Genomic DNA, 11,999 nt, shown 5'->3' with positions numbered 1-11,999 from the left:
ACGACCAACCCGGCCGGCCCGGCGCGGCAGGCCGGGCCGGCGAACCCGCCGCTGACCCGCGCCGCGCTCCGGCGCAACCGGCTCGTCGCCGTGACGGGGTTGACCGCCGTCTGGGTGCTGCTGTGGGGCACCCTCTCCTGGGCCAACCTGATCAGCGGGCTGCTGCTCTCCGTCGTGCTGCTGGCGGTGTTCCCGTTGCCGCCGGTGACCTTCGCCGGGCGGATCCGCCCCGTGCCGCTCGCCCGGTTCTGGGTGCGGTTCCTGCGGGACCTCGTGGTTGCCTCCGCCCAGATCGCCTGGCTGGCGGTGCGGTTCGGGCACCCCCCGCTCAGCGCGATCATCGCCGTGCCGCTGCGGGTCAACACCGACCTCAACCTCACGCTGACCGCCGAGGCGCTCTCCCTGGTGCCCGGCAGCCTCATCCTGGAGGCCGACCGGACGACCGGCACCCTCTACGTGCACGTCATCGGCGTACGCAGCTGGGACGAGGTGGAGCGCTTCCGGCAGGGCGTGCTCGACCTCGAAGCGCGGATCGTCGCCGCCATCGGCTCGCCCGACGAGCTGCGCCGCGTGACCGGACCCCACCCCGCCGGCCCACCGGAGCCGGCCAACCCGGAAGGGGCAACCAGATGACCGTCGTCGCCGTGGCCGTCGGCGTGCTGCTCGCCGTGGCCGTCGGGCTCACCCTCGTCCGCATCATCCGCGGGCCGTCGATCCTCGACCGTGCCGTCGCCACCGACGTCCTGCTCGCCGTCGTCGTCGCCGCCATCGCCACCGAGGCCGCCTACAGCCGCGACGCCACCGCCCTGCCCGTGCTGGTCGTCCTCGCGATCCTCGGGTTCGTCGGCTCGGTCAGCGTCGCCCGCTTCGCCGCCCGGAAGAACGACAAGTGACGCTCGACGCCGTCCTCGACGTCACCGCCGCGGTCTGCCTGATCGCCGGCGCGCTGCTCTGCGTCGCCGCCGGGGTGGCGCTGGTGCGCTTCCCCGACCTGCTCGCCCGCATGCACGCGGCGGCCAAGCCCCAGGTGCTCGGCCTGCTGCTCGTCCTGCTCGGCTGCGCGCTGCGCCTGCGTACGGGGGTGGACATCACCACCCTCGTGCTCGTCGGCGCCTTCCAGCTCGCCACCGCGCCGGTCGCCGCGCACATGGTGGGCCGGGCCGGATACCCGCACGACGAGATCCGTCGCGACCTGCTGATCACCGACGAGCTCGCGCCCCACCTGGACCGGATCAGCGCCGACCGCCCGTCCTGACCGGTTGCGGGCCGCTGCGTCGCGCCCGGCGGGGGCCGCTGCGGTGCGCCCCGGCGGGGGCCGGTCACGACGCGCCGGGGGAGCGGACGGCCGGACGGCGGGTCGCCGTCGCCGTGGTCTGCGTGATCATGCGGGGCGTGACGCTCCGGTAGGCGCGCGGGTCGACGGGGAGCAGCCACTGACGTACGCGGGCCAGCAGGCCGAGGTTGAGCCCGAGGTCGTCGAGCACCTCGTCGATGTTGTGCATGGAGAACGGGATGACGTTCGTGCCACGGGCGTGCCGCCCGTCGGTCCGCTCCGCCATCCAGGCCAGCCGCGTCCGCACGTGCTCCCGCATCCGGTCCCGGGACGGCAGCGGGATGCCGCCGCGCAGGTACGCGGCCGTCCAGACCGCCGCCATCTCGGCGCTGAGCGGGCTGAAGAACGAGGAGTTGTAGCCGGCGAAGGTCAGCCGCGGCACGTCGACCGGCAGGATCTGGCGGTAGAGCATGAAGTTGCCGGCGCCGTCCTCGAGCCGGGCGCGCAGGTCGTCGTCGAGGAACGGCACGTGCTGCCGGAAGCCGGTGCCGCAGACGACCAGGTCGGCGGGGAGCACCGTGCCGTCGGCGAGGCGGGCGGCCGGCCGGCCGTCGTCGACCAGGAGTTCGCTGATCTGGCAGTCGCGGTGGACGTCGATCCGGCTGTCGGCGACCCGCTCGAAGAAGCCGTCGGTCGTGAGGCTGACGGTGCTGCGGGCGATGTCCTCGAAGGTCCCGTGCGGAACGAGGCCCAGCTCGCGCAGCCTGAGCTGCCGGGTCGCGACCGACCCGACGCTGTCGAGCATGCGGCGGCGCAACCCGTCGCCCGGACCGTGCAGGAAACGCTCGAATCCCTTCAGGTTGATGTACCGGAAGAGCGCCTCGCCCATCCGGGTGAGCAGGAGATACTTGTAGTTGACCGCCCCGCCGAGCTTTCTGGGCATCTTCCAGAGCAGCTGTCGGGCGACCACATGGGTCGACGCGGCGACGTCGCTCAGCGGGACCGCCACGTCGCAGGAGGACTTGCCGTAGCCGACGACGAGCACGTTCCTGCCCCGTGCCGCCTCGAGATCGTGGAGCTCGCCGCAGGCCAGGACGCGTCCCCCGGCGGCCTCGAAGTCCGCCCGGCCGGCGAAGGACGGGACGAGCGGGTCGGAGAAGATCCCGTTGGCGACGACGAGGTGGTCGTACCGCTCCCAGGACACGGGGTCGTCGCCGCCCGCCGGTCGGGACGCGACCAGCCAGCCGGTCTCGTCGTCCACGAGCCGCGCGGAGACGACCTCCGTGGAGAGGCGCAGGGCGGGGGCGAGGCCGAACCGCTCCACGTAGCTCTCCAGGTACCGCTGGACCTGCTCGCCCGTCGGCCACTGCGGATAGTCGGCGGGCATGGGAAGGTCGGAGAGGTGGTAGGTGCCCTTGTCGTTCTGGGTGTGCAGCCCGGGGTACCGCCGGGTGCTGCTCCAGACGCCCCCGACGTCGGGCGCCTTCTCGAAGACGGTGACCTCGAAGCCACTCTGCCGCAGCACCTTCGCTGAGCTCAGACCGGCGAAACCGGCACCGACGACGGCGATCCTCATGGCAACCTCCTGTGACCGCGGGTGGAAGCCGCGGCGACGGGTGCCGGCGGCGTCCGCACGCTAACGAGGGCGGCGGGGCGGCGGCTATCCGCCGGGCGCGGGCGGTGTCCGCATCGCGCGGGGAGACGGAATCCGCCCCGGCGACCGGGGAGGTGACGTCCCGATCGGGCGGCGGGCCGGTGGCGGGCGTGTCGGATTCGAGGCAGATGCCTGCCGCCCGCCCGGCCGGCGTCCTACCCTCGGCCCAGCAGGGCGTCCCCGCGACGGGCGGATGGTCCGACGCCACCAGCGGTACGCAGCCGCCCGGCCGGTCAGGAGGTGCCCGATGGCTGCCGTGACGGTGAGGACGGACGACATCGAGCGCGCCCGCACCGAGGTCGGTCGCGTCTTCTGCCCGCACCGCCTGACGCCGCAGCCGGGCGTCCACCACGTCCACCTGCGGATGACGGCCCGCCGCACGGGCGGCGTGGGCGTCGTCGACCTCGACTACGACCGGGCGGTGCGGATACAGCCCGGCGCGCTGGAGACGTTCTACCTCGTGCAGATGCCCCGCGCCGGCAAGGCGGAGGTCCGGCACGCCGGCCGCACCGTCACCTCGACGCCCGGGACCGCGTCCGTCCTCAGCCCGTACGACGACTCGGACATGCACTGGGCCGAGGGATCCCCGCACCGGATCTTCTACGCCGACCGGCCGACGGTCCACCGCGAACTCGCCCGGCTGCTGGGCCGCGCCGTGGACGGCCCGGTCCACTTCGACGTCGGCATGACCATGCGCACCCCGTCGGCGGCCGCCTGGGCCAGAGGGGTGGACTTCCTCGCCGACGAACTGTCCCAACCGAGGGACGCCTCCCTCCTCGACCACCCGCAGATCGCCGGCCGGTTCGAGCAGGGGCTCATCGGCAAGCTGCTGCTGACCCACCGGCACACCTACACGGAGCTGCTCGCCGAGCCGGCGGGCCACCCGGCCCCCGGGCGCCTCGTCCGGCGCGCCTGCGAACTCATCAACGACCACCACCGGGAGGCGCTGACGGTCGGGGACGTCGCGGAGGCGCTCGGGGTGGGCGTACGGACGTTGCAGGACTCCTTCCGCCGGGAGTTGGGGACGACCCCGACGGCGTACCTGCGCGCCCGCCGGCTCGACGCCGTCCACCGCGCGCTGCGCGCGGCGCCACCGGGGACGTCCGTGACCACCCTCGCCGTCGACCACGGCTTCGCCCACCTGGGCCGCTTCGCGGGCGAGTACCGGTCCCGCTTCGGCGAGTCGCCCTCGGAGACCCTGCGTCGCTGAGCGCCGCACGCGGCCCCACCGCTCGGGGACCGCGCCCACGGTCAGCGACGCGGGCCCGGGGAGCGTCGAGCCGATGGACGACGTCAGCGTGTACCACGAGACCCGCAGGCACCGCGGACGAGCGGTGGCGCGGCTGTGCGGCGGGTGCAGGATGACGCTGGTAGGTGTCGGCGTCGGCGTATCGGCGCTGATCCTCGGCGGTATCGGCTGAGACCCTTGGCGGTCGGGGCACGGCACGTGGCCCTGCCTCGCCGGGCGCCGCACCGTCGACCGGCCGCAGCCGCGACCTGAAGCGGCTTCGGATCGGCACGGCAGTCGACCCCGCCAGCGGTCAGCGGGGCACCGCTCCGAGCGCCACCGGACGGCCGGATCGGTGTGGCGCCCTTCGCGGCCTCGCCCGAAGCGAGCGGTACGGCGGCGGTCTCGACCCACTGTCGGTACGCGCCGCCGACGTCGTCCTTCCGACGACGGACCACGGCCGGGACAACGACCGGCGTGTCACCCGGCGCCTGGCCCGCTGCGGCTCGCCGATGCTCGAACCAGTCGCGTGCCGCGCCTCCACCCGCTTCCGCCCCAGCTCAGAGGGCATCTGCCCGGGTAGTGGCTGATCATGTCCGGCCGTAGCGGTGGTGGGGTTGGTTCGTTGATTGCGGCGTGGACACCGGTCGGAACCGACACCCTCGGTCTGCTGCTGGCGGTGGTCGTCACCGTCGCGTCGGTGCGGGACTCCACTGCCGGCCCGCACCTGCTCACCAGCGCGTCGGCCGGCCACCCGATCGTGGTCCAGGCGTGGTTCGACGGTGGCTCCCACATCGTCTTCGGGCTCCGAGCGCCCGCCTCGGCACCGACGGACGGCCCCACCCGCCGGACCCCACCACGACGCCTTCGCAGTCCCGTGCCGGACGCCTCCGCGGGCTCCCACCGACGGCCGCGACCAGGAACGAGAAGGAGTTCTCATGAAAGTCGTCGCTGGACTGACAGCCCTCGGCCTGCTGTTGACGGCCGCACCCGCCGAAGCCAGTGCCGCCGCGGCGGGCGGTTGGCGGGGCGCGTGGGCGGCTTCGATGGTCCGTGCCGTGGAGAGTGAAGAGCCGAACTGGTCGACGGAGGGCTTCTCCAACCACACCGTACGGCAGGTGGTGCGGGTGAGCACCGGCGGCGCGGCGGCGCGGGTGCGGCTGTCGAACCTGTTCGGCGCCACCCCGCTGTCGATCGTCGGGGTCACCGTAGGCAGGTCGGCCGGAGGCGCAGCGGTGCGGAGCGGTTCGCTGCGGCACCTCACTTTCCGGCATGCGCGGTCGGTCACCGTGCCGGTCGGGGGTGAGGTGGCCAGTGATCCCGTGCCGCTGTGGACGGCGCCGCTGGACTCGCTGACGGTGACGCTGTACGTGGCGTCGCCGACCGGGCCGGCAACGTTCCATCTGGGAGCCACGGCGACGACCTACCGGGCCTCCGGCGACCACCGGCGCGACGTCCGGCCCGACGCGTTCACCGAGTCGACCCAATCTTGGTACTACCTGGCCGGGGTGGATGTCGTCGGCACGTGGCGGGGTTCGGTGGTGGCTTTCGGTGACTCGATCGTCGAGGGCGGCGGCGCGGTCGACGACAACGACCGGTTCCCCGACGAACTCGCCGAGGCGTTCCTGACGAGGGGGAGGCCGCGCGGGGTGCTCAACGCGGGCATCGGCGGGAACAGGCTGCTGGACGACTCCCTGTGCGCCGGGGACAGGGGCGTGTCACGGTTGCGACGTGACGCGTTGGACGAACCCGGCGTGAGCACGGTCCTGGTGCTGCTGGGGATCAACGACATCGGGTTGCGTGAGTCGGAGTACTCCTGCTGGGCACCGAATCCCGAGCTGAGCACCACGCGGTTGATCGCGGGCTACCGCAGCCTCATCCGGCAGGGACGGGCCCGGGGGATCACCATGGTCGGCGCGACCCTGCTGCCGTTCAAGGGGGCCGGATACTTCACCCCGTCGGGTGAGGTCATGCGGGACGAGGTCAACACCTGGATCCGCACCTCAGGCGAGTTCGACGCGGTGGTCGACCTCGATCGCGTGCTGGCCGCACCGGGCGATCCCGACCAACTCGATCCCCGCTACGACAGCGGCGACCACCTGCATCCCAACGCGGCCGGCGGTCGGGCGATGGCGAGGGCGGTCGCCCGGGTCCTCCGTTGACGGGGAGCCGCGCCGGCTGCTCTGCACCGATCGCTTCGCGGCAGATCGACTCATCCAGGGACGCGATGTTGCCTAAAGCGTAACTCATTGGTTACGCTTCAGCCGTGGACAAGGTGGCGGCCGCGATCGCCGATCCGGTTCGGCGGGAGATCCTGCTGATGCTGCGCGACGAACCGCTCTCGGCCGGCCAGATCGCCGACCGGTTCGTGATCAGCCGGCCGGCCGTCAGCCGTCACCTGCGCGTGTTACGCGAGGCCGGCCTGGTGCGCGACACGGCCGACGGTCGCAGGCGCGTCTACACACTGGTCGCCGCGCCGCTCGACGAGCTCGCCGGGTGGCTGGGACGGCTGATGCGCCCGTCCGGCTGGCAGCACCGCCTCGACGCGCTGGAGACCGAGGTCTACCGCGCCCGCCGCGAGCGGCAGACGGCCGCCGGGCGGCACCCATCCCAGAAGGAGACCGCATGAGCCCGACGCCCACCGGCCGACTGATCGGCGACGACCTTGTGCTGACCCGCACATTCCGCGCTCCCATGGCTGACGTCTGGGCCAGCCTCACCGATCCGGCGCGCACGGCGCGCTGGTTCGGCCCGTGGCAGGGCGACGCAGCGCCGGGACGCACGATCAAGGTCCAGATGGCGTACGAGGAGGGCAAGCCCTGGCTGGACATGACCATTGACGCGTGCGAACCGCCGCGTCGGCTAGCGGTTTCCGCGGTGGACGAGCACGGCGGCTGGCACCTGGACATGGTGCTGGTCGAGAGGGCGGACGTGACCGAGCTTCGGTTCACCCAGCACCTGACCGGTACGGAGGGCATCGGCGAGGTCGGACCGGGCTGGGAGTACTACCTGGACGCGTTGACAGCCTCCCGCGACGGCCAGCCGGCGCCGGACTTCGACGACTACTACCCCGCGATGAAGGAGCACTTCGAAGCACAGCGGTAGAGCCGCTTCAACCCAGGCCGGGGCCTATCCCCCCTACGCACCGGCCGCTTCTGGCGATCGGCGCCGGTGCCTGGAGACACGTCGGCGCCGTCGCTTAGAGACAGTCGTTCACCGCTGGGATGCTCAGCATGCACTCGAGCGGATGCCGGCCCGGGTGAACCGGTGCCAGCGCGGGTCACTGCGGCCGACCGCCGGTCGCAAACCGGGGTTGGTGTGCTCCGGGGGTGGTCGTAGGCTGGGCGAACGGGTGCCGGGAGACGCGGGTGAACGTCGGTCGCTCCCTGCCGCTCCAGGTGAACCCGCAGGTCGTTAGACTAGGCCCTCGCGCCCTCGTAGCTCAGGGGATAGAGCATCGGTTTCCTAAACCGTGTGTCGCAGGTTCGAATCCTGCCGGGGGCACCAGCGCGAGGTCCTGACCAGCAACAAGCCGGCCATGGTGTAGACGTCCATCTATGTGGATTTGAGTCGTCCCCCGAAAACCCCCCGGTAACGCGCGTGGGCGACCAGGTTAGGGCAGCCTCCCTGCTGGGGTGTCGGCAGCTGTCCCTGCGTGTCTATCCGGATCGGCGCGGGTCGTGGTGGCGGAGCTCGGCTCGATTGCCGCTTGGTTAGCCCCAAACTGTGGGCCGCAGCGGCAGGGCGCCGACCGCCTCCTTGAGCGCGGTTGCCGCCGGCCGGCCGGCGGATGCGGCCTTCGCCCGGCACGGGCTGTCCACCGCGTACGCGCCTACCTCCTCCATCGTGACGACGCCGATGTGCGTCGCGTCAGTGTGCCGGATAGACCCCTCGTTTACCCCCCGAAAGCCCCTGCAAAGTGGCGACCGCCGGTGACAGGCGTCGACAAGCCGTGGCCCATGTTTGCGCAGGTAAACGACAACTTTTGGTGGTCAATGACAAGCCCTGGGTTGTGACGTACGGTAACCGTGTGTCGTCAACTCTTATCATCGTTGCGCAGTGGTCGAGCGTGAGGGGCCGGCTGGCACCGTCTTCCCGCCGTAAGAGCTGTGTGTGGTGAGCCGGGCACGGCGCAGCGGTCTGGGGTGAGCCGCTCGGGATCCGGATCTTGAAATGACCAGGTGCCCAGTTAAGCGCCGGCCGGCTGAGCCGGGAGTTGCGTCCACGAGAGTGGTGTATGACTTGCCCCTGATGGACGTGTTACGTAGACGAGAGACGGCCATCGCGTCGATCCTCCAAGACGACCAAGCCAGAGAAGGAAGAGAGGACGGGATGGCCGCCTCGGGAAGTGTGAACCCTATTGACCTGCTGCGCCAGCAGATCGAGGGCGCGTCGCCGGACGTGTTGCAGGCGATAATTAAGACGTTCGCGCAGGCGGCGATGTCCGCCGAGGCCGACGCGCTCTGCGGCGCCGGGTATGGGCGGCGCAGTCGAGGGCACCGGCGCCTTCGGCGCGGGACTGGTGGCCTGCTGCGTGACGAGCAGATGCAGGTGATCGAGGTCGATCAGCCGGACCGTAAGACCCGCCGATTCTAGGCAAGTCCGATCCGATCGACGCGATCCAGGCCGCCCCGGGCCGCGCTGGTAGGCGAACGCACCGGTACCCCCCAGCAGCGCGACGAGCGGGCCGAGGCCCTACGCAACCTGCGGGTGGCCCGACGCAGCGCCGTCGACCAGCGCGCCGAGACTCAACGGCAGATGAAGGCCCTGATCGTCGCCGCCCTCGACAAACTGCGCGCCCAGTTGCGCGGCCTGAACATCACGCAACTGATCGCCACCTGCGCGAATCTGCAACCCGAGCAAGCCGACGCGGCCATCCCAGCCGTCGCCGTCGCGCTTCGCTCGCTGGCCCACCGCCACCAGCACCTGTCTACCGAGATCGCCAACCTTGACGAACTACTCGAACCACTGGTCGCCGCCATCAACCCGGCCCTACTGGCCGCGAACGGCGTCGGACCCGACGTCGCCGGGCAGCTGTTGGTCAGCGCTGGCGAGAACCACGACTGACTCGCTTTCGAAGCCGCGTTCGCCATGCTCTGGAGCCGCTCCGACCTCGGCCAGCTCCGGGCAAGACCACCCGGCACCGGCTCAACCGCGGCGGCGGCAGACAGGCCAACGCCGCGCTCTACCGCGTCGTACTCGTCCGGCTGCGATGGGACCCACGCACCCGTGACTACATGCAGCGACGCACCAAGGAAGGCATGTCCAAGAAGGAGATCGTCCGCTTCCTAAAGCGCAACGTCGCCCGCGAGCTCTACCAGCTCATCACAGCAAACGATCTTCAACTCGCGGGTTGACATCTATAAGGAGCATCTTGGACCTCGGCAGGCCGGGCACCGACGTGTAAACTGGCTGTCGCTGACGAGGACCGATGGAATCTGCGTGATCCATTCGGCACTGCGACGGGAGAGAAGTCAATGATAGTCCCCCAACCGCAACCTCCCAGCGTGGAGTTTAAGGAGAAGGCACCGCACGAATTCCAAGTGGTTCACGAGGAGCGGGTTGCCTATCAAGGACGAGTTTTCGAAGTCACCGAATTGGACGTGCAGGAAAAGGGCGTGCCGAAGACCTTTGAAAGGGTCCGCCGCGCCCCGGGCACCCGGATCATTGTTCGCGATCCGGCCGGTCAGGTCCTTCTTACTCGGGAATGGCGCCACGAACTGGGTCGGGCGGATCTACGGCTTCCCGGCGGAAAGGTCTTCGATACCCTGCAGGAGTACCATGAATTGACGCAGACCGGCGAGAAGTTGCAGGTGGCCGCAGCCTCGGCGGCCCAGCGCGAGTTGCGGGAGGAAGCCGGCCTCGACGCCGCCTCGATGCTGTTCCTGCACCGCAGCGTCTGCGGCGCCACAGTAGACTGGGACCTCTACTATTTCGTGGCCGAGGACTGGCGTGAACTTGCCGACGGCCCCGAGCCGGAGGTGGGTGAGGACATCACCGTCACCTGGTTGAGCCCGGCCGAGACGATCGAGGCATGCTTGGACGGCACGGTGAGCGAGGAGCGTAGTGCCCTGGTGCTGCTCCGACTGCTCATGGACGGGCGGTGATGATGCGTCGTGGTGTTGTACTGGTAGGGGGTTCGGGAGCAGGAAAGTCGACAATTTTGAGGGCGCTACGTGACCACTTCTCGTGGGCGCCGGAGATCGCTTTCCCGCGTCGATTTGTCACCCGAATGCCGAGGGCAGACGATGTTTCGGAGGAGAACGTCTCCGTTACCGAGCAGGAACTCGACGACCTGGAACGGATCGGCCACATCCTTCTTCGGTGGCGCAAAGAACTGAGTGCCGATGCCGCCGCCCATTACGCCTTCGAGCGCCTGCATGCCACCTTCGCGGTGCTCGGCGGCAACGACGCGCTGCTGGCCGACGGGGCAAAAATCCGTCCTTCGCCGCAGGCGCTCGACGGTTACCTACGGGTGCTGGTCTCCGCGCCGGTGGAGGTTCGTTACGAGCGGCTGTCTCGGCGCTCCCCGGAACTAAATCGGCACAGTGACGAGTGGCGGGTGCGAATGACCGACAACGAGCCGGCCTTGCGACTGAAGGTCGACATGGTCGTCGCAAATTCTGGCGGTGATCCGTTGATCAATGCCGCCGAACTGGTTCAGGCGATAGAGTGCCACGTCACGAGATTGGGGTAGCGGGGTGCCGGGTAAAAGTGATGCCAACCTGAAACTAGATAAGGTTCCGGACGCCCTCGAAGGACTTAGCCACGCCTCCGAGCTTCTCAAAACAATGGCGCTTTTCGGCATCGAGGAGGCCCCGGCCATTCTGAAGGACTCCAACGCGAGCCCCGAACAATGCATGGCGCAGGCCCATACCTCTCTCGATTTCTTCGGCTTCCACGGGAACAAGTGGCGGACCAAGCCCTGGTTTAGCGAGGGACTTGAACGCCTGTGGCGGCGTGGCGGCCGGGTTCGGTTCCTCGTCGTGGACGACCTGACCGAGCAGCAACGGGAGGAGTATGCGGCACTGCTACGCCGCTGGTCCAAGACCTTCGAGGTGCGGCTAATGCCTTATCCGGCGCTGTTCCGCCTCGTCTTCATCAATAACGACCGCATGGTCTTCGGACACTACGGAGCCGACGTGCTTCTCGAGGACGGTGTGAACGCGGCGGGCTGGCGAAGTCCTCATCTGATCGTCCACTGCGGCACGACATGGTCGCTAGGCGTGCCGTTCCGGCAGTATTTTGACGAGAAATGGTCCGTTGCGAGACGCCTGCTGCCGGACGGTTCCATCGGGGGCACCGCAGAACTCGGCATGCTCGCGCAACGCCGAGAATTCCGGTGAGCCGTGATCGACGGCAACGACATCGACTGGGGTGACGCAGGCGGGTGGGCCCAGGCGATCGGCAACCTAGCCATCTGGACAATCGCGGTCATTACGCTGTTCCGCGACCGCAAGCGCATCGCCGCGTTAGAGCGTGAAGCCGAAGAGAGCCGCCAGGAGGCGACGCGTACCCAGGCGAAGCTGGTCTCCGCCTGGCCGGACCAGTGGTCTGCGGAACGGGTCGCAGGCCGCTGTCTCAACGCCTCGAGCGAACCGGTGTACCAGGTGGTCGTCCGGGCGCTCGATACGGGGACTGGTCAAACTGCGCCGCCGACACGAGATCACCGCCGGACCACCTTCATCTCCCTGATGCGGCCCATGGAGGAGTTGCCGTTCGTGGTGACCGGGGATATTCCTGTGGGCGACAACGTTGAGGTCGGCCTGGACCTGGTGTTCCAGGATGCTGCGGGCCTGCGCTGGTGGCGGCAGAGTGACGGCACCCTAACCAGGCGGGCCTGA

The 11,999-nt window shown here is 69.8% G+C and carries 14 protein-coding genes, 1 tRNA gene and 1 pseudogene; 15 read left to right on the top strand and 1 reads right to left on the bottom strand.

Going from position 1 to position 11,999, the window contains the following annotated elements; all coding sequences use genetic code 11:
- Positions 1 to 51: 51 nt before the first annotated feature.
- Genes V6V16_RS02515 through mnhG form a run of 3 tightly spaced genes read left to right on the top strand, consistent with a single transcriptional unit; the run spans position 52 to position 1,255 of the window.
- The gene (locus V6V16_RS02515; RefSeq protein ID WP_334559398.1) at positions 52 to 633 is read left to right on the top strand and encodes a Na+/H+ antiporter subunit E; all 582 of its coding nucleotides are present in this window, start codon (positions 52 to 54) and stop codon (positions 631 to 633) included.
- On the top strand, positions 630 to 893 hold the full coding sequence (locus V6V16_RS02510) for a monovalent cation/H+ antiporter complex subunit F (protein WP_334559109.1): 264 nt from the start codon (positions 630 to 632) through the stop codon (positions 891 to 893). The genes V6V16_RS02515 and V6V16_RS02510 overlap by 4 nt, the downstream gene beginning before the upstream one ends.
- Positions 890 to 1,255 carry a monovalent cation/H(+) antiporter subunit G gene (gene mnhG / locus V6V16_RS02505; RefSeq protein WP_334559107.1) on the top strand — a complete coding sequence of 122 codons (366 nt, stop codon included), beginning with the start codon at positions 890 to 892 and terminating at the stop codon, positions 1,253 to 1,255. The genes V6V16_RS02510 and mnhG overlap by 4 nt, the downstream gene beginning before the upstream one ends.
- A gap of 64 nt (positions 1,256 to 1,319) precedes the next feature.
- Here the strand turns inward: mnhG and V6V16_RS02500 are convergent, their stop codons facing one another.
- Positions 1,320 to 2,849: a flavin-containing monooxygenase gene (locus tag V6V16_RS02500; RefSeq protein WP_334559105.1), complete on the bottom strand. Its 1,530-nt coding sequence runs from the start codon at positions 2,847 to 2,849 to the stop codon at positions 1,320 to 1,322.
- A gap of 325 nt (positions 2,850 to 3,174) precedes the next feature.
- Here V6V16_RS02500 and V6V16_RS02495 point away from each other — a divergent pair, with 325 nt between their 5' ends.
- The 12 genes and pseudogenes from V6V16_RS02495 to V6V16_RS02440 all read left to right on the top strand — a co-directional run bounded on the left by V6V16_RS02495 (position 3,175) and on the right by V6V16_RS02440 (position 11,999).
- Positions 3,175 to 4,137 carry an AraC family transcriptional regulator gene (locus V6V16_RS02495; protein WP_334559103.1) on the top strand — a complete coding sequence of 321 codons (963 nt, stop codon included), beginning with the start codon at positions 3,175 to 3,177 and terminating at the stop codon, positions 4,135 to 4,137.
- A 73-nt stretch (positions 4,138 to 4,210) separates the two neighbouring features.
- Entirely contained in the window at positions 4,211 to 4,348 is a 138-nt protein-coding gene (locus V6V16_RS02490; RefSeq protein WP_334559101.1) for a hypothetical protein, read from the top strand.
- A gap of 865 nt (positions 4,349 to 5,213) precedes the next feature.
- Positions 5,214 to 6,317 (top strand): SGNH/GDSL hydrolase family protein, encoded by a 1,104-nt coding sequence (locus V6V16_RS02485; RefSeq protein WP_334559099.1) that lies wholly within the window; start codon positions 5,214 to 5,216, stop codon positions 6,315 to 6,317.
- A gap of 104 nt (positions 6,318 to 6,421) precedes the next feature.
- Positions 6,422 to 6,784 (top strand): metalloregulator ArsR/SmtB family transcription factor, encoded by a 363-nt coding sequence (locus V6V16_RS02480; protein ID WP_334559097.1) that lies wholly within the window; start codon positions 6,422 to 6,424, stop codon positions 6,782 to 6,784.
- Positions 6,781 to 7,260 (top strand): SRPBCC family protein, encoded by a 480-nt coding sequence (locus V6V16_RS02475; protein WP_334559095.1) that lies wholly within the window; start codon positions 6,781 to 6,783, stop codon positions 7,258 to 7,260. Before V6V16_RS02480 ends, V6V16_RS02475 begins: the two co-directional genes overlap by 4 nt.
- Before the next feature lie 326 nt (positions 7,261 to 7,586).
- Positions 7,587 to 7,662 (top strand) — tRNA-Arg (locus V6V16_RS02470).
- An 825-nt stretch (positions 7,663 to 8,487) separates the two neighbouring features.
- Positions 8,488 to 8,673, top strand: a pseudogene (locus V6V16_RS02465) (IS256 family transposase); the annotation flags it as partial.
- 240 nt (positions 8,674 to 8,913) lie between these two features.
- Positions 8,914 to 9,222 (top strand): hypothetical protein, encoded by a 309-nt coding sequence (locus V6V16_RS02460; RefSeq protein ID WP_334559094.1) that lies wholly within the window; start codon positions 8,914 to 8,916, stop codon positions 9,220 to 9,222.
- A gap of 440 nt (positions 9,223 to 9,662) precedes the next feature.
- A complete protein-coding gene (locus tag V6V16_RS02455) occupies positions 9,663 to 10,262 on the top strand; it encodes an NUDIX hydrolase (RefSeq protein WP_334559092.1) in 600 nt (199 codons plus the stop codon).
- On the top strand, positions 10,259 to 10,852 hold the full coding sequence (locus V6V16_RS02450) for a hypothetical protein (protein WP_334559090.1): 594 nt from the start codon (positions 10,259 to 10,261) through the stop codon (positions 10,850 to 10,852). The genes V6V16_RS02455 and V6V16_RS02450 overlap by 4 nt, the downstream gene beginning before the upstream one ends.
- Positions 10,853 to 10,856: 4 nt before the next feature.
- On the top strand, positions 10,857 to 11,501 hold the full coding sequence (locus V6V16_RS02445) for a hypothetical protein (RefSeq protein ID WP_334559088.1): 645 nt from the start codon (positions 10,857 to 10,859) through the stop codon (positions 11,499 to 11,501).
- Positions 11,502 to 11,504: 3 nt separating this feature from the next.
- Positions 11,505 to 11,999, top strand: a complete 495-nt coding sequence (locus V6V16_RS02440) for a hypothetical protein (protein ID WP_334559087.1) — start codon at positions 11,505 to 11,507, stop codon at positions 11,997 to 11,999.

The organism is Micromonospora sp. CPCC 205561, from assembly GCF_036906775.1.
Classification (GTDB): domain Bacteria; phylum Actinomycetota; class Actinomycetes; order Mycobacteriales; family Micromonosporaceae; genus Micromonospora.
The sequence above is the reverse complement of the archived record's forward strand: the minus strand, read 5'-3'. Positions and strand labels throughout refer to the sequence as shown.